This is a genomic window from Limobrevibacterium gyesilva (genome assembly GCF_025989185.1).
GTDB classification, from domain to species: Bacteria; Pseudomonadota; Alphaproteobacteria; order Acetobacterales; family Acetobacteraceae; genus Limobrevibacterium; species Limobrevibacterium gyesilva.
In genome coordinates, this window is record NZ_JAPDNT010000006.1 from 124,549 (window position 1) to 140,770 (window position 16,222).

A 16,222-nucleotide genomic window follows, 5' to 3' on the forward strand; every position below is an offset into this window, starting at 1 on the left:
ATGCGCGCCCGGCGCACGCTGCCGGCGCTGCTGCTGACGCCGGCGGGCACGATCACGCTGGTCGCGTTCCTGCTGCCGATGGCCTGGCTCGCGCGGCTGTCGCTGTCGCGGGCCAGCGGCGGGGTGCTGATCGACGACGTGGCGCTGACGAACTATGTACGGTTCTTCAGCGACCGTTTCTATCTCGGCGTGCTGTGGCGGTCGGTGTGGATCGCCGCCGGCGTGGCGGTGCTGTCCATCCTGGCGTCGTATCCGATCGCGCTGTTCCTGTTCCGCAGCCGTTCGCGCTGGCGCGGGGTGCTGGCGGTGCTGGTGATCGCGCCGCTGCTGGTCAGCTCGGTGGTGCGCACCTTCGGCTGGATGATCATCCTGGGCGACCGCGGCTGGATCAACGGCATGCTGGCGATGACGGGGCTGATCACCGCCCCGGTGCGGCTGATGAACACGGTCTGGGGCGTGCTGATCGGGCTGACCGAGATCATGATGCCCACCACCACGCTGGCGCTGCTGGCCGGATTCTCGCGGCTGGACGCCACGCTGGAGGAAGCGGCGCGCAGCCTGGGGGCCGCACCCTGGCGCTGCTTCCTGCGCGTGACGCTGCCGCTGACCATGCCCGGCATCATCGTCGCCGGCCTGGTGACCTTCGTGCTGTCGATCAGCTCGTTCGTGACGCCGAGCCTGCTGGGCGGCGGGCGCGTGCAGGTGCTGGCGAGCACGATCTACGAGGAGGCGCTGGAGACGCTGGACTGGCCCTTCGCCGCCGCCGTGTCCGTCATTCTCGTGCTGGTGTTCGGGCTGACGCTGCTGGGCTACGAGCGCATGGCGAGGCGGTGGCAATGAGCCCCTGGTTCCGCCTTCTGGTCGGCGTGTTGCTGCTGTTCCTGCTGGCGCCGCTGATCGTGGTGCTGCTGACCAGCTTCAGCAACGATTCCTTCCTGGCCTTTCCGCCGCAGAACTGGGGGTTCGCGGGCTATCGCGCGCTGCTGGCCAACGAGGCGTTCCGGCGCGGCTTCGGCGTCAGCATCGTGCTCGGACTGGCCGTCACCGGCATCAGCCTGGTTTGCGGCACTGCCGCCGCCTATGCCATCGCGCGGCTGCGCGTGCCCGGGGCGGGCACGCTGCTGGCGCTGTTCACGGCACCGCTGCTGCTGCCCGGCATCATCCTGGGGCTGGGGCTGCTGCTGGTGTTCGCGCGATTGGGCTGGCTCGCGACCTGGCCGGGGCTGATGATCGGCCACTGCCTGGTCACCCTGCCCTATGTCATCCGCGTGGTGCTGACATCGCTGCGCGGCATCGACGCCACGCTGGAGGAAGCGGCCGCCAGCCTGGGGGCGGCGCCGGTGCGCGTGTTCCGCCGCGTCACCCTGCCGCTGATGCTGCCGGGCATCACGGCCGCGGCGGCGCTGTCGTTCCTGGCGTCGTTCGACGAAGTGGTGATCTCGCTGTTCCTGGTCGGGCCGCGGCTGACCACGCTGCCCATCGAAGTGTTCCACACCATCCAGTACCGCGCCGATCCGCAGATCTCCGCGTTGTCGGTGGTGCTGATCGCGCTGACCGCGGGGCTGGTGGTGGTGGTGGAGCGCAGCCTGGGGTTCCTGCGCGCGCTGGGGCGATAAGATAGGCCGTCAGGCGGCGGCCCGCTCGCGGGCGCGGATGCGCTCGCGATGCACGGTGTAGATGCCGCTGCCCACGATGATGCCGGCACCCAGCAGCGTCCATTGGTCCGGCAGCGAGCCGAACACGAGATAGCCGAGCGCCACCGCCCAGATGAGCTGCACGTAGCTGAACGGCGCCAGCAGCGACGCGCCGGCGTAGCGATAGGCCAGCACCATCAGGTATTGCCCGGCCGACGCCACGATGCCCAGCACCAGCGCCACGGCGAGCAACCAGGCGGAGGGCATCACGAAGTCGAACGGCAGCAGGATCGTCAGCACCACGAGCCCGCTCACCGCCGACCACAGCAGCGTGGTCGCCGCATCATCGGCGCCGGCCATCTTGCGGGTGAGGATGCTGGCGATAGCCCAGCACAGGGAGGACGTCACCACCAGGAACGCGGCCGGCTGGAATGCGCCGGTGCCAGGGCGGACCACGATCAGCACGCCCAGGAAGCCGACGACGATCGCGGCCCAGCGGCGGATGCCAACCACCTCGCGCAGCATCGGCACCGACAGCATGGTGATCAGCAGCGGCGAGACGAAGCCCACGGACGCGGCGTCCGCCAACGGCAGGTAGCGCAGCCCGAAAATGAAGAACACCGCGGAGCCCACAAGGGTCAGCCCGCGCATCAGCTGCAGCGTCTGGCTGCGCACCCGCAGCCGGCGCAGGCCGGAGGGCGCGATCAGCCCCGCGGCGAAGATCACGAAAATGACGTAGCGGATCCAGGCGATCTCAATCACCGGCAGATGCTGGCCGAGATACTTCGCCATCGCATCGGACAGCGAAAAGAGCATCGTGGCGCCGAGGATCAGCGCGATGCCACGAAGGGGGTTGTCCATATCCTGATTGTTCCCGTGCGCGAGGCTTCCGCCCGCCGCACGATCGCGCGAGGCCCCCTCGCCGCATGAAGCGGTGAGGGGCCGGGGCTGTCAATCCGTGGGAACAAGACGTGACCAGCAGCCTGGGATGCGGCAAGGCGCGTGTCCTGAACCCGAAATTCGCCATAAATGGCGAACATCGAGGACAGGACACGAACGCCGAGGGCGGGACGCCAGCCCTTTGTTTTCAGTGGCCTGCTGGCCCCTGCGTCCGCCGCAAGATGCGGCGAACTTCGGGGCAGCGACAACTAGGGCGTGGCGACGTACCCGTCGCGCCGCGGATCAGCGGCGCCTGTCATGGCACCCGTGGCGGGGTCGATGGCGATGGCCTGCATGCCGCCCACGGTCATGGTCCAGGGCGGCGCCGTCTCCACCCCGTGGCCGCGCTGCCGCAGCGCCGCCAGCGTGTCCGCGGCGATGCGGCCTTCGGGCTGCACCAGGGTGCCGTCCCACAGCCGCGCCCGCGGCGCCTCGATGGCGTCCTGCAGGCGGAGCTTGAAGTCGACGTACTGCACCAGGGCCTGCGGCTGCGTCTGGCAGATGCCGTAGCTGCCGGGCGTGCCCAGCGCCAGCACCGGCTTGCCGTCGCGGGTGGCGATGCTGGGCGCCGTCGGCAGCGCCAGCGCGCCGCCGGGCAGCAGCGGGTTGGTGCCGCGGGTGTCCACCTCGCCCCAGTAGAGGAAGTTGTTCATGCACACGCCGGTGCCGGGGATCACCACGCCGCAGCCGAACAGCGCGCCCAGGCTCTGTGTGATGCAGACGACATTGCCCTCGCGATCGGCGACGGACAGCGAGGTGGTGTGCTCCTTGTCCGGGTTGGGCGGCGCCGGCGCGATCCACTGCTCGGTGGGGCCTTCGACCGGAACGCCGTCCCGCACCCGGTCGCGCAGCGTCGCCACATGGGCATCCGACAGCAACCGCGCGAGCAGCTGGGGATCGGGGTTGTTGTTGGCGATGCGCTCGCCGGCGGCGATGCGGATGGCGCGCCAGACGATGTCGAGATGCTCGACGCCGTTCGGCTCCAGCGCGGCGAGATCGAAGCCGTCGAGGATGCGCAGCGTCAGCAGGTACTGGAACGCCTCGCAGGGCGGCGGCAGCGAGTGGACGGTCAGGTCGCGATAGGTGACGGAGAGCGGGTCGAGCCAGACCGGCTGCACCGCTTCCAGGTCGGCCATGGTCAGGCAGCCGCCGAGCGTCTGCATGTGCTCGATCATCGCGCGCCCCAGCGCGCCGCCGTAGAGATGGCCGGGGCCGTCGGAGGCGATCGCGGTGTAGGTGCGCGCGAGGTCGGGCTGGCGCAGCAGCTGCCCCTGCACCACGCTGCCGGCGCCGCCGGTATAGTTCCGGTTCCAGGTGTCGAAGAACGGGAAGTCCTTCAGCGCCGCGGCGGACTGGTTGATGCCGGAGGTGTTGAATTCCACCAGCGGAAACCCGTCGCGGGCCAGCGCGATCGCGGGCGCGAACACCTCGGCGAGCGACTTGCGGCCATGGGCCCTTACCAGCTCGCACCAGCCGGCGAGGTTGCCGGGCGTGCCGGCCGCGAACGGGCCGCGATACATCTCGTCGCGGTGCTTGAAACGACCGGCGGGGAACTGCGAGGGAACCCGGGTGATGTAGTCCAGCGTGCGGATACGCTGCTCGGTGGCGATGTAGCAGGTGGCCATGCCCATGCCGGCGAGGCCGGACATGTACGGCTCGACCACGTTCAGCGCGGCGCAGGTGGCCGCGGCCGCGTCGAACGCGTTGCCGCCCTGCGCCAGCAACCGCGCGCCGGCCTGTGCGGCCAGCGGATGCGCGGCCGCAACCATCCCATGCACCGACGCAATTGTCGGGCGCTTTCCGTCCATCCTCATTCCCCCCGGAGTCGTCTCGTCGCGGCAGCCTGCCCGTGCTCTGCCGTCACGGCAAGACGTGCCGCGGCGATTGCGGCATCCGGGGTTTCGGGCCGCATGCGCAACAGCGGCGCGGCCTCGTTGAAACCGGCAAGAATGACAGGATGCAACGTCGCGGCACGGCCGAGCAGAGCCACGGGCTTGTCGCCTTCGCGCTTCGCCAGGGCGAGTCCGAGCCGGGCGAGCTCGCGCCCTGCCGCGCGCAGGATACGCCGCGCGTCGTCGTCGTCGGCCCGCGCGACGGCGCGCGCAAGCATGGCGACTGCGGAACGTCCGCCGCCATACACGTAGTTCCGCACGGCATCCCACGAATCGCCGCCGATCGCCGCGGACAGTTCGCGCGCCAGCGGGCCGCCGGCCTGGGGGTCCTCGTCCAGACGGCGCCAGACCAGGTTGAGCGCCTCGCGCCCGATCCAGAACGCCGAGCCCGCGTCGTCCACCAGCATGCCGCGCCCGCCCACGCGCACCGCCGTGCCGTCGGCGCGGATATGGATGCCAATCGATCCGGTGCCGGCATAGACGACATGCCCCTCGCCGGGCCGGAAGGCGGCGTGATAGGCGATCCACATGTCGTCCTGCACCTGCACCCGGTCCGCCGGCAGGCCGAGCGATTCGGCGAGAATCGTTGCGGCGACCGCCGCTTCCGGCGAGGCGGCGGACAGGCCGGTGATGCCGGCGACGACACGCGCGACCGCAACATCGCCGATCTGCGCACGCAACGCCGCCGCCACGCGCTCGAAGCGCGCCCGCTCGTCCGCGTTGAACAGATGGCCCGAGACCGGCGGCACCTCGCCGCGCGCGCGCACGGCGCCGGTGTCGTCGCACAACGCCCAGCGTGTGGCGGAGCCGCCGCCGTCGATGCCCAATCCGGTCATCGTGGCGCGGCGGCGGCGAAGCGGCGGGTGATCTCGCGCGGGTTGGTGATGGCGGTGCCCACCACCACGGCGTGCGCGCCCAAGGCGAAGGCCTGCGCCACCAGGGCCGGCGTGTCGAACCGGCCCTCCGCGATCACCTTGGCGCCGCATTCGCGGACCAGGGCGGCAACGAGGGCGAGATCCGGCCCTTCCGCCCCTTGCGTGTCCTCGGTGTAGCCGGACAGCGTGGTGGCGACATAATCGGCACCCCAGGCCCGCGCGGCCACCCCCTGCTCCAGGGTGGCAATGTCCGCCAAAACGGGCTTGCCAAGTTCGCCGCGGATGCGCGCGATCAGGGTGGCGACCGGCTCGCCGTTGCGCGGGCGCGCGGTGGCATCCAGCGCCACGATGTCGGCCCCCGCCTGCACCACGGCGCGCGCCGCGGCGAAGTCCGGCGTGATGTAGACGGGAAAGCCCTCGTCCCAGCGCTTGTTCAGCCCGATCAGCGGCAGCGTCGTCACCGCACGGATCGCCGCCACATCGGCGGGGCCGTCGGCGCGGATGCCGCCGGCCCCGCCCTGCGCGGCGGCGCGGGCCATCGCCGCCATGAAGGCGGGGCCATGCAGCGGATTGTCCGCGCGCGCCTGGCAGGAAACGATCAGGCTGCCCTGCGGGAGCATCAGCCGCCGGATGCGCGCGCCAGCTTGCGTTCCACCAGGCTCGCCAGCAGGGCCGCGCCATACGGCGTGGCCTCGTCGTTGAAGTTGTAGGCCGGGTTGTGCAACTGCGCGCTGTCGCCGTTGCCGAGCTGGATATAGGCGCCCGGCACCTGCTCCATCATGAAGCTGAAATCCTCCGAGCCCATGCCCGGCGGCTTGGCGCGGTCCACCTTGTCCTCGCCCACCAGCGCGGCGGCGGCATCGGCGATCGCGTCGGTCTGCGCGGGGTCGTTGATCAGCGGCGCGAAGATGACGCGGAAATCCACCTCGGCCGTGGCGCCGAAGCCCTCGGCCACGCCCTTGGCGATGCGCTTCATGCCGGTCTCGATCAGCTCCATCGTCTCCTTGCGGAAGGTGCGCGCGGTGCCGGAGATCGTGGCGCTTTGCGGAATGACGTTGTAGGCGTCGCCGCCGACGATGCGGGTGACGCTCAGCACCGCCGTGTCCGCCGGCGGCACGTTGCGGGCCACGATCGACTGCAGCGCCGTGGTGATGTGGCAGGCCACCAGCAGCGGGTCGATGCTGGCCTCGGGCCGCGCGCCATGCGCGCCGCGGCCGGTGATGGCGATGTCGAAGAACGCGCCGCCCGCTGCCGACGGGCCCGGGGCGATCGCGAACTCGCCGACCTCCATGCCCGGCCGGTTGTGCATGGCGAAGATGGCGTCACAGGGAAAGCGTTCGAACAGCCCGTCCTTCAGCATGGCGAGCGCGCCGCCGATGCCTTCCTCGCCGGGCTGGAAGATGAAGTTCACGGTGCCGTCGAAATCGCCGGAGGTCGCGAGGTAGCGCGCCGCGCCCAGCAGCATGGTGGTGTGGCCGTCATGGCCGCAGGCATGCATGCGGCCGGGGCTCTGGCTGCGGTAGGGCAGGTTCGTCTGCTCGTCCATCGGCAGGCAGTCCATGTCGGCGCGCAGGCCGATCGCGGTCTTGCCGCTGCCCTTGCGCAGCACGCCGACGACGCCGGTGACGCCGACGCCGCGATGCACCTCGATGCCCCACGCCTCCAGCTGCTTCGCCACGATCTCGGCGGTGCGGTGCTCCTCCAGCCCCAGTTCCGGGTTCGCATGGAAGTCACGGCGGATGGCGGTCAGCTCGTCGTGGAAAGCGCGGATCGCGTCGATGGGGGGCATGCGGGACTCCTGCGGATGGGGTGGCGCAGTATGTCCGGCATGGCACCTCATGGCGAGGGGCCGTCATGGCGCGGCCCCGGCCTGTCCTACATCGCGCCGCGCGGCAGCTTCTTCTCCACCAGTTGCGCGAACATCGCCGCCCCGAACGGCAGGGCCTCGTCGTTGAATTCGTAGCTGGGGTTGTGCACCTGGCAGCTTCCGACCGTGTCGCCGTTGCCGATGTTGATATAGGCGCCGGGCACCGCTTCCAGCATGAAGCTGAAATCCTCGGACGCCATCACCTGCGGGCCATCGGCTTCCACGTTGGCGGCGCCCACCACTTCGGCGGCCGCCTCGGCGATCACCCTGGTCTCGGCGGGGTTGTTCACCAGCGGGGCGAACAGGAAACGGAAATCCACCTCGGCGGTGGCGCCGAAGCCTTCGGCCACGCCCTTGGCGATGCGCTTCATGCCGGCTTCCAGCAGCTCCATCGTTTCGCGCTTCATGGTGCGTGCGGTGCCGCGGATCATCGCCTGTTGCGGGATCACGTTGTAGGCGTCGCCGCCGTCCACGCGGGTGACGCTCAGCACCGCCGTGTCGGCGGGCGGAACGTTGCGGGCGACAATGGATTGCAGCGCCGTGGTGATGTGGCAGGCGGTCAGTACCGGGTCGATGCTGCCTTCCGGCCGGGCGCCATGCGATCCGCGGCCGGTGACGGTGATGTCGAAGAACGCGCCGCCGGCCATCATCGTGCCCGGGCGGATGGCGAACTGCCCCACTGGCAGGCCGGGGCGGTTGTGCATGCCGTAGACGAAATTGCAGGGAAAGCGCTGGAACAACCCGTCCTTGATCATCGCCTCGGCGCCGCCCAGCCCTTCCTCGGCCGGCTGGAAGATGAAGTGCACGGTGCCGTTGAAATCGCCCGAGGTCGCGAGGTAGCGCGCCGCGCCCAGCAGCATGGTGGTGTGCCCGTCATGGCCGCAGGCGTGCATCCGGCCGGGGTTCTGGCTGCGGTGGGCGAAGTCGTTGGCTTCCTGCATCGGCAGCGCGTCCATGTCCGCGCGCAGGCCGATCGCGGCCTGGCCGTTGCCGCGGCGCAGCACGCCGACGATGCCGGTGCCGCCAATGCCGCGATGCACCTCGATGCCCCATTCCGCCAGCTTCTGCGCCACCAGCTCCGAGGTGCGATGCTCCTCGAAGCCGATTTCCGGATGCGCATGGATGTCGCGGCGGATGGCTGTGAGCTCGTCGTGGAAGCTGCGGATCTGGTCGATCGACGACATCGTGGTTGTCCTCCGGTGAACGCCGGGCACTATGCCATCGGGCGGCGCGGGGATGAAGGCTCGGCCGGGCGGCCTGACGGCTACTTCTCGCCGCAGTGATTGGCTATGCTGCGCCGGACCCTGAAGGAGCCCGCATGACCCAGCTCATCGGCGTGTTCGATTTATTCCGTATCGGCCTCGGCCCGTCCAGTTCGCACACGGTGGGCCCGATGCGCGCGGCGCGGGCGTTCGCGCACGGCGCGGCGCCACTGGCCGGACGCGCGGCCCGCGTCGTGGTCACGCTGTACGGCTCGCTCGCCTGGACCGGCAAGGGCCACGGCACCGATGTCGCCGTGCTGGCCGGGCTCGCCGGCATGGAACCGGCCACCGCCGACCCGGACGTGGTGCATGGCCTGCCCGCCCGGGTGCGCGAAACCGGCACGCTGGAGCTTGCGGGCCTGGGCGCGATTGCCTTCGACCTGGATCGCGACCTGCTGTTCGACCGGCTCACGCCCACGCCGGACCATCCGAACACGCTGGACCTGCGCCTGGAAGATGCGGCAGGCGCGGTGCTGCGCGCGGAGCGATGGTTCTCGGTCGGCGGCGGCTTCGTGGTGCGCGCCGGCGACGCGCCGGAAGCCGGCGACGTGATCCGGCAGTTGCCGTTTCCGTACCGCAACGCCAGCGACATCCTGGCCCACTGCGCGCAGCACGGCATGAGCATCGCCGAGCTGCAATTCGCCAATGAATGCGCCGTCCATTCCGCCGAGGCCGTCCGCGCCCATATCGCCGAAGTAGCGGCGGCGATGGAGTCCTGCATCGAACGCGGCCTGGGCAACGAAGGCGAGCTGCCCGGCGGCCTGAAAGTGCGGCGCCGCGCCCGCACCCTGGCCGCCCGCATCGAGGACAAGCGCCGCCGCAACATCGGCGCCGCCACCGAAGCGATGGATCATGCCAGCCTGTGGGCGATCGCGGTGAACGAGGAGAACGCCGCCGGCGGCCGCGTCGTCACCGCCCCCACCAACGGCGCCGCCGGCGTGGTGCCGGCCGTGCTGCGCTATTGGCACCGCTACCACGCCGACGCCTCGCCCGAGGGCACCGAGACCTTCCTGCTGGCGGCGGCGACCATCGGCGCGCTGGCCAAGACCAACGCCTCCATCTCCGGCGCCGAGGTCGGCTGCCAGGGCGAGGTCGGCGTCGCCTGCGCCATGGCCGCGGCCGGGCTCACCTCCGTCCTTGGTGGGACGCCGGCGCAGGTGGAGAACGCGGCCGAGATCGGGCTGGAGCACCACCTGGGCATGACCTGCGACCCGATCGGCGGGCTGGTGCAGATTCCCTGCATCGAGCGCAACGCGATGGGCGCGGTGAAGGCCATCAACGCCGCCTCGCTGGCGCTGTCCGGCGACGGCACGCACCGCGTCAGCCTGGACGAGGCCATCGCGACGATGCGGCAGACCGGGCTCGACATGCACGACAAGTACAAGGAAACCTCGCAAGGTGGGCTTGCCGTGCATGTGACCGAATGCTGATGCCATGGTCGCGCGGGTGATCGCCGTCGATCCCTTCGACCTCGTGGTGGTAGGCGCCACCGGAGATCTGGCGCGGCGCAAGCTGCTGCCGGCGCTGTTCTATCGTTGCGCCGCCGGCCAGATGCCGGCGGAAGCGCGCATCTTCGGCGTCGCCCGCCGGGCGATGACCGCGGACGCCTTTCGCGCCATGGCCCACGAAGCGATTGCCGCCCATGTGCCGCCCTCCGATCGCGACGAGGCGGGTGTGGATACCTTCCTCGGCCGCGTCGGCTATGTCGCCGTCAAAGCCGACGCCGATGACGGCTGGGCGGACCTCGCGCGGGCGCTGGCCGACCAGCCCGGGCGCATCCGCGTGTTCTACCTGGCGACCGGGCCCGACCTGTTCGGCCCGATCTGCGACCAGCTGGCCCGCCACGGCCTGGCCACGCCCGGCTCGCGCGTGGTGGTGGAGAAGCCGATCGGCAAGAGTTTGGACTCCGCCCGCGCCGTGAACGACGCCATCGGCCGCACCTTCCCCGAGGACCGCGTCTACCGCATCGACCATTATCTCGGCAAGGAAACGGTCCAGAACCTGATGGCGCTGCGCTTCGCCAACGCGCTGTTCGAGCCGGTGTGGAACGCCGCGCATATCGACCACGTGCAGATCACCGTGGCCGAGACATTGGGGGTCGAGGGGCGCGCCGGCTATTACGACACCGCCGGGGCGCTGCGCGACATGGTGCAGAACCACATGCTGCAACTGCTCTGCCTCACCGCCATGGAGCCGCCGACGTCGCTCGCCGCCGATGCGGTGCGCGACGAGAAGCTGAAGGTGCTGAAGGCGCTGGTGCCGATCACCGAGGAGAATGCCGCCGACCGCACCGTGCGCGGCCAGTACCGCGCCGGCGCTTCCGCCGGCGGGCCGGTTCCCGGCTACCTGGAGGAACTCGGCAAGCCCGCCAGCAACACCGAAACCTTCGTGGCGCTGCGGGCCGACATCGCCAACTGGCGCTGGGCCGGGGTGCCGTTCTTCCTGCGCACCGGCAAGCGCCTGCCCGCCCGCGTGTCGGAGATCGTCGTGGCCTTCCGGCCGATCCCGCATTCCGTATTCGACGACACCGCCGGCCCGATCAGCGCCAACAAGCTGGTGATCCGCCTGCAGCCCGACGAAAGCGTGAAGCTGTGGCTGATGATCAAGGACCCCGGCCCCGGCGGCATGCGGCTGCAGCAGCAGGCCCTGAACATGAGCTTCGCCGAAGCCTTCGGCGTGCGCAATCCCGACGCCTATGAGCGCCTGCTGATGGACGTGGTGCGCGGCAACCAGACCCTGTTCATGCGCCGCGACGAGGTGGAAGCCGCGTGGACCTGGATCGACCCCACCCTGCAGGCCTGGAGCGCATCGAGCGAACCGCCGAAGCCCTATACCGCCGGCACCTGGGGCCCGTCCGCCTCGATCGCGCTGATCGAGCGGGCCGGGCGCACCTGGCACGAAGACGAGGGATGATACCAACGGCCCTTGACGATAACCCTTCCATCGTCAAGGGCCGTTGGTATCGCGCGCCGATCCGCTTGCGGCACGCAAGCGCGTGCCTGTCGCGGGCTTGGTGGGCGGCGGCGCGCAAAATAACGACTCGTACCAGCGGTCATTCTTCATGGCCGCTGGTATGACGCAGGCCGGGCGATCCGGCCCCTCGCCTTCTACTTGACGGTCACCCACTTCGCCTCAAGCTCGTTATCCGGCCGCATGTGCACATCGACATTGGCACGCGCCGCCCAGGCGATTTCCTGGTGGTACAGCGGCAGGTTCGGGATGTCCTGCTTGTACAGCGCCAGCACCTCATGGATCAGCGTGTCGCGTTTGCCCGGATCAAGCTCGGCGCGCACCTTGTTGATCAGGTCGGTCATCGCCGGATTGTTGTAGCCGCCCAGGTTCCATGCCCCGTCGCCCGGCCGGCCGGTGGGCGGCAGCAGGTGGATCTGCAGGATGTAGTAGGCGTCCAGCGTCGGCGAGCCGGAGCCGAGGAAGAACATGCTGGTGTCCTTGCGCTGGACCTTCGGGAAGAACGTCGCCAGCGGCTGCGCGTTCACGGCCACGCGCACGCCGATCTTCGCCCACATCGCGCCCAGCGCCGTGCACACGTCGGCGTCGTTGATGTAGCGGTTGTTCGGGCAGTCGAGCGTGATGGCGAAGCCGTCGGGATAGCCGGCTTCCGCCAGCAGCGCCTTCGCCTTGGCGATGTCCAGCGGCAGGCGCTGGTCGATCGCCTTGTCGTAGCCGCGCACGCCCGGGCCGAACAGCACGCCGGCGGGCAGCGCGAAGCCGCGCAGGATACGGCTGCGGATCGCCTGGATGTCGATCGCCTGGTACAGCGCCTGGCGCACCCGGTGGTCCTTCAGCGGGTTGCGGCCCTTCACGTCGCTGTAGAGAAGCTCGTCACGCGCCTGGTCCATGACGATGAACATCGAGCGGATCTCCGGACCCTGCAGCACGCGCACGTCGCTGCGCTCGCGCAGCCGCGGGATGTCCTGCAGCGGCGGATCCAGCAGCACGTCCACTTCGCCCGACAGGAACGCGGCGAGGCGGGTGGAGGCGTTGGCGATCGGCAGCGACACGTATTGCGTGACGTTGCCCTTCATCGTGCCCCACCAGGCGGCGTTGCGGTCCAGCACCGTGCGCACCTGCGCCTCGCGGCTGGTGAGCTGGTAGGGGCCGGTGCCGTTGGTGTGGCGCGTGGTGTAGCTTTCCTGCGCCTGTGCCGCGTTCTGCGGTGCCGTGGCATTGTTCGCCTCGCACCAGGCCTTGCTCATGATCACGACGCTGCTGAGCTTGTCGACCAGGATGGGATCGGGCTCGCTGGTGATCACGTCCACGGTCAGCGGATCGACCGCCTCGGCGCGCACGACGGTATCGACGAAGTTGCCGTAGTTGGAGCTCGGCGCCGCGGCGCGCTTGAGCGAGAACACGACGTCATCGGCGGTGAACGGACTGCCGTCCTGGAACTTCACGCCGGCGCGCAGCTTGAAGCGCCAGCGCGTCGGTTCCATCGCGGACCAGCTTTCGGCCAGCGCCGGCTCCAGCTCCAGGCTCGGGCCGCGATTGACCAGCGGCTCGTAGATCTGGCGCAGCAGTTGCGCCGTCGGGATGATGTTCTGGGAATGCGGATCGAGCGTGCCCGCATCACCGGCCGACGACACCCGCAACGTCGCGGCGTTCGCGGCAAACGTCGCCAGGCACAGCGCCACGGCTGCACCGATGATCCTGCGCATTACGGCTCCCTTTCGCATCAGAGCAATATCGGCGCAGATGGAATCGCGCAGCGATTCCATGCCGATGAAATTGCTCGCGACATACATGCTCTAGCGCCTCGGAAACTGCCGCGGCCGCAATCCCTGGTGGAACCAGTGGACCAGGCTCACGGAATCGAACACCGGCACGCCGAACCGCTCGGCCATGGCGGCGGAGAACGGCGTCAGGTTCGTGCACTCGCAGATGATGGCGCCGATATTGCCATGGTCCATCAGCCGGCCAGCGGTGGCCAGCACCTCGGCTTCCAGAACGTCGTACGGCACGGCAGCGTCGCCGTCGCGGATTGAGCGGCGGAATTCGGAACCGGCGGGAACGCCGACAACGGGGGTCGCCGGGTCCACCCCCACCGCTTCGAGATAGGGGGCGGTCAACGCCGCCTCGTCATAGGTGAGGATGCCGATCCGCCCGCCGCGCGGCAGCGTGCGCGCCACCATTGGCCCCTGCAGCAGCGCGCTGGTGGCCACCGGCACGCTGCAGAACGCCGCGAGTTGCTGCTGGTAATAGGCCAGGAAACCGCAGGTGGTGGTGATGCCGTCCACGCCTTCGTCGATCAGCTCCTGCGCGGCGCGCTTGAACGGCTCCAGCAGCACGTTGTCCTGCAGCTGCGTGATGTTGGCGGGGGTGGCGCCGCGCACCACCTTGTATTGCACCGGGAACGGCCAGGTCTCGGCGTTGCCGATGTCGCCGGCGAAGCGGCGGAAATAGGTCTCGACCATCAGGATGCCGATGGTCACGCCGTAATAGGTCTTCCTCGCCATGAGATCTCTCGTCCGCTTGCGTCGCGGCGACCGGGTGCGCGCCCTCGGATCCGCCGGACGGGGAGGCTAACCGCTCGCGGCGTCCGGCACCAGCACCGCGGCCCCGGTCAGCCGGCCCTCGCGCAGCCGGGCCAGGGCCTCGTTGGCCTGCGACAGGTTCAGGGTGACGGTCTCGGTCACCACCGGGATCTTCGGCGCCAAACCGAGGAACTCCTCGCCGTCACGCCGCGTGAGGTTGGCGACGGAGCGCAGCGTGCGCTCCTGCCACAGGATGGAATACGGAAAGGACGGGATGTCGCTCATGTGGATGCCGCCGCACACCACCACCCCGCCCGGCGCGGTGGCGCGCAGCGCCGCGGGCACCAGGGCGCCGACGGGGGCGAAGATCAGCGCCGCATCCAACGGGTCCGGCGGCATCTCGTCGGACCCGCCGACCCAGCCGCCGGTCAGGCGCCGGGCGAAGTCCTGGGCGGCAACGTCGCCCGGCCGGGTGAAGGCATAGAGCTCGCGCCCCTCGTGCCGCGCCACCTGGGCGGCGATATGGGCGGCCGCGCCGAAGCCGTAGATCCCCAGCCGCCGGGCATCGCCGGCCATGCGCAGGGTGCGGTAGCCGATCAGTCCCGCGCACATCAGCGGCGCCGCCTCGGCATCGCCGAAGCGGGGATCGATGGCAAAGCAATAGCGCTCGTCGGCGACGGTGTACTCGGCGTAGCCGCCGTCGATCTGGTAGCCGGTGAAGCGCGCCTGCGGGCACAGGTTCTCCCGCCCCGAGCGGCAATAGGCGCAGGCCCCGCAGGTCCAGCCGAGCCAGGGCACGCCGACGCGCTCGCCGGTGCGGAACCGGTCGACATCGGCCCCGACCTCGACCACGCGGCCGATGATCTCGTGGCCGGGAACCAGCGGCAGCTTCGGGTCCGCCAACTCGCCGTCCACCACATGCAGGTCGGTGCGGCACACCGCGCAGGCGCAGACGCGGATCAGCACCTGCTTGCGCCCCGGCACGGGAAGCGGCAGCTCCATCGGCTGCAACGCCTCGCAGGCCCGCCGCAGAACCATCGCGTGCATATCCGCCTCCCTGGGGCATGTTCGTTTCAGACGAACCTGCCCCGGCTCATGTTTCGCGAGCAATTTCGTCGGCATGGAATCGCTGCGCGATTCCATCTACGCCGATATTGCTCTACGCCACCGCCCGGCGCACAGCCACCACCGCAATGCCCATCAGTGCCGCCGCAATCAGCGCCATCGGCCAGATCGAATGCAGCGCCACGGAGAACGGCATGTCCTGCAGGAAGGTGCCGCGCGCGATCACCAGCATATACCGAACGGGGTCGAGCCGGCTCAGCCACTCCACGCCCGGCGGCATGTTCTCCACCGGGGCGGCGAAACCGGACAGCACGATCGCCGGCGAGGCATAAACGAACACGCCCAGGATCGCCTGCTGCTGCGTGCGCGCGAAGGACGAGATCGCGAGCCCGACCCCCACGCCCGCGAGCATGTAGACGAGCAGGGCCGACTCCAGCAGCAGCACGCTGCCGGTGAACGGCACGCGGAACCACAGCAGCGACGCCGCTACCACGATGTTGGCTTCAAGCATGCCGACAAGCACCGCCGGCACCGCCTTGCCCACCAGGATCTCCGCCGGCCGCAGCGGGGTCACCAGCATCTGCTCGAACGTGCCCAGCTCGCGCTCGCGTGCCAGCGACAGCGCGCTCACCAGCATCGCGATCATCAGCGACAGCACCGCCACCAGCCCGGGCAGGATGAAATATTGCGGCTCAAGCGTCGGGTTGAACCAGTCGCGCGTCACGATCGCCAAGGGCGGCGGCGGCGACGGTTTCAGGTCCTGCGCGAACTGTCCCACGATCGCCGTGGCGTAGCCGTTGACCAGCAGCGCGGTGTTGGAGCGTCGCGCGTCCAGCAGCAGCTGCACCTGCGCCCGGCGCCCGCCCAGCACGTTGGCGGAAAAATCCTGCGGCACGTGCAGCACCGCGGCCAGCCGCTTGGCGTCGAGCGCGGCTGCCGCGTCGGCGGGGCCGGCCGGCGCGGCCGCCACCTGGAAGGCCGGCGACGCCGCGAAGCGCCGCACCAGTTCCGCCCCCTGCGCCCCGGCATCCTCGTTCCAGATGCCGATCGGCACATGCGTCACCTCGTAGGTCGCGGCATAGGCGAACACCATCACCTGCACCAGCGGCGGCACCAGCAGCACCATGCGCGTCTTCTGGTCCTTCCATAACGAGGCAAGCTCTTTCAGGACCAAGGCGAGGATGCGGCCGAGCATG

Annotated in this window: 14 protein-coding genes; 4 read left to right on the forward strand and 10 right to left on the reverse strand. The window is 70.0% G+C overall.

What is annotated here, in order from left to right:
• Complete coding sequence (locus OL599_RS10790; protein WP_264713747.1) at window positions 1–840, forward strand: ABC transporter permease; 840 nt, start codon at window positions 1–3, stop codon at window positions 838–840.
• Window positions 837–1,616, forward strand: coding sequence for an ABC transporter permease (locus tag OL599_RS10795; protein ID WP_264713748.1), 780 nt, complete (start codon window positions 837–839; stop codon window positions 1,614–1,616). The genes OL599_RS10790 and OL599_RS10795 overlap by 4 nt, the downstream gene beginning before the upstream one ends.
• Before the next feature lie 9 nt (window positions 1,617–1,625).
• Here the strand turns inward: OL599_RS10795 and OL599_RS10800 are convergent, their stop codons facing one another.
• The 6 genes from OL599_RS10800 to OL599_RS10825 form a co-directional block, all read right to left on the reverse strand.
• Window positions 1,626–2,495, reverse strand: a complete 870-nt coding sequence (locus OL599_RS10800) for a DMT family transporter (protein WP_264713749.1) — start codon at window positions 2,493–2,495, stop codon at window positions 1,626–1,628.
• 287 nt (window positions 2,496–2,782) lie between these two features.
• Window positions 2,783–4,342: a gamma-glutamyltransferase family protein gene (locus OL599_RS10805; protein WP_264713857.1), complete on the reverse strand. Its 1,560-nt coding sequence runs from the start codon at window positions 4,340–4,342 to the stop codon at window positions 2,783–2,785.
• Between the two features lie 41 nt (window positions 4,343–4,383).
• Window positions 4,384–5,301 (reverse strand): N-acetylglucosamine kinase, encoded by a 918-nt coding sequence (locus OL599_RS10810; RefSeq protein WP_264713750.1) that lies wholly within the window; start codon window positions 5,299–5,301, stop codon window positions 4,384–4,386.
• Window positions 5,298–5,960: an N-acetylmannosamine-6-phosphate 2-epimerase gene (locus tag OL599_RS10815; protein WP_264713751.1), complete on the reverse strand. Its 663-nt coding sequence runs from the start codon at window positions 5,958–5,960 to the stop codon at window positions 5,298–5,300. Before OL599_RS10815 ends, OL599_RS10810 begins: the two co-directional genes overlap by 4 nt.
• Window positions 5,960–7,129, reverse strand: coding sequence for a M20 aminoacylase family protein (locus tag OL599_RS10820; RefSeq protein WP_264713752.1), 1,170 nt, complete (start codon window positions 7,127–7,129; stop codon window positions 5,960–5,962). Before OL599_RS10820 ends, OL599_RS10815 begins: the two co-directional genes overlap by 1 nt.
• A gap of 86 nt (window positions 7,130–7,215) precedes the next feature.
• Window positions 7,216–8,391, reverse strand: a complete 1,176-nt coding sequence (locus tag OL599_RS10825; RefSeq protein WP_264713753.1) for a M20 aminoacylase family protein — start codon at window positions 8,389–8,391, stop codon at window positions 7,216–7,218.
• 134 nt (window positions 8,392–8,525) lie between these two features.
• Here OL599_RS10825 and OL599_RS10830 point away from each other — a divergent pair, with 134 nt between their 5' ends.
• Window positions 8,526–9,899, forward strand: a complete 1,374-nt coding sequence (locus OL599_RS10830; protein ID WP_264713754.1) for an L-serine ammonia-lyase — start codon at window positions 8,526–8,528, stop codon at window positions 9,897–9,899.
• A 4-nt stretch (window positions 9,900–9,903) separates the two neighbouring features.
• A complete protein-coding gene (gene zwf, locus OL599_RS10835; protein ID WP_264713755.1) occupies window positions 9,904–11,382 on the forward strand; it encodes a glucose-6-phosphate dehydrogenase in 1,479 nt (492 codons plus the stop codon).
• A gap of 194 nt (window positions 11,383–11,576) precedes the next feature.
• Here the strand turns inward: zwf and OL599_RS10840 are convergent, their stop codons facing one another.
• The 4 genes from OL599_RS10840 to OL599_RS10855 form a co-directional block, all read right to left on the reverse strand.
• Complete coding sequence (locus OL599_RS10840) at window positions 11,577–13,145, reverse strand: ABC transporter substrate-binding protein (protein WP_264713756.1); 1,569 nt, start codon at window positions 13,143–13,145, stop codon at window positions 11,577–11,579.
• Between the two features lie 90 nt (window positions 13,146–13,235).
• A complete protein-coding gene (locus tag OL599_RS10845) occupies window positions 13,236–13,943 on the reverse strand; it encodes an aspartate/glutamate racemase family protein (RefSeq protein ID WP_264713757.1) in 708 nt (235 codons plus the stop codon).
• 66 nt (window positions 13,944–14,009) lie between these two features.
• Window positions 14,010–15,008 (reverse strand): zinc-dependent alcohol dehydrogenase family protein, encoded by a 999-nt coding sequence (locus OL599_RS10850; RefSeq protein WP_264713758.1) that lies wholly within the window; start codon window positions 15,006–15,008, stop codon window positions 14,010–14,012.
• A gap of 112 nt (window positions 15,009–15,120) precedes the next feature.
• Window positions 15,121–16,221 carry an ABC transporter permease gene (locus OL599_RS10855; RefSeq protein WP_264713759.1) on the reverse strand — a complete coding sequence of 367 codons (1,101 nt, stop codon included), beginning with the start codon at window positions 16,219–16,221 and terminating at the stop codon, window positions 15,121–15,123.
• Window position 16,222: the final 1 nt, after the last annotated feature.

Excerpts from the sequence above, each read along its gene's own strand:
- OL599_RS10790 (WP_264713747.1), top strand. The coding sequence starts at position 1 with ATGCGCGCCCGGCGCACGCTGCCGGCGCTGCTGCTGACGCCGGCGGGC.
- OL599_RS10795 (WP_264713748.1), top strand. The coding sequence starts at position 837 with ATGAGCCCCTGGTTCCGCCTTCTGGTCGGCGTGTTGCTGCTGTTCCTG.
- OL599_RS10800 (WP_264713749.1), bottom strand. The coding sequence starts at position 2,495 with ATGGACAACCCCCTTCGTGGCATCGCGCTGATCCTCGGCGCCACGATG.
- OL599_RS10805 (WP_264713857.1), bottom strand. The coding sequence starts at position 4,342 with ATGGTTGCGGCCGCGCATCCGCTGGCCGCACAGGCCGGCGCGCGGTTG.
- OL599_RS10810 (WP_264713750.1), bottom strand. The coding sequence starts at position 5,301 with ATGACCGGATTGGGCATCGACGGCGGCGGCTCCGCCACACGCTGGGCG.
- OL599_RS10815 (WP_264713751.1), bottom strand. The coding sequence starts at position 5,960 with ATGCTCCCGCAGGGCAGCCTGATCGTTTCCTGCCAGGCGCGCGCGGAC.
- OL599_RS10820 (WP_264713752.1), bottom strand. The coding sequence starts at position 7,129 with ATGCCCCCCATCGACGCGATCCGCGCTTTCCACGACGAGCTGACCGCC.
- OL599_RS10825 (WP_264713753.1), bottom strand. The coding sequence starts at position 8,391 with ATGTCGTCGATCGACCAGATCCGCAGCTTCCACGACGAGCTCACAGCC.
- OL599_RS10830 (WP_264713754.1), top strand. The coding sequence starts at position 8,526 with ATGACCCAGCTCATCGGCGTGTTCGATTTATTCCGTATCGGCCTCGGC.
- zwf (WP_264713755.1), top strand. The coding sequence starts at position 9,904 with ATGGTCGCGCGGGTGATCGCCGTCGATCCCTTCGACCTCGTGGTGGTA.
- OL599_RS10840 (WP_264713756.1), bottom strand. The coding sequence starts at position 13,145 with ATGCGCAGGATCATCGGTGCAGCCGTGGCGCTGTGCCTGGCGACGTTT.
- OL599_RS10845 (WP_264713757.1), bottom strand. The coding sequence starts at position 13,943 with ATGGCGAGGAAGACCTATTACGGCGTGACCATCGGCATCCTGATGGTC.
- OL599_RS10850 (WP_264713758.1), bottom strand. The coding sequence starts at position 15,008 with ATGCACGCGATGGTTCTGCGGCGGGCCTGCGAGGCGTTGCAGCCGATG.
- OL599_RS10855 (WP_264713759.1), bottom strand. The coding sequence starts at position 16,221 with ATGCTCGGCCGCATCCTCGCCTTGGTCCTGAAAGAGCTTGCCTCGTTA.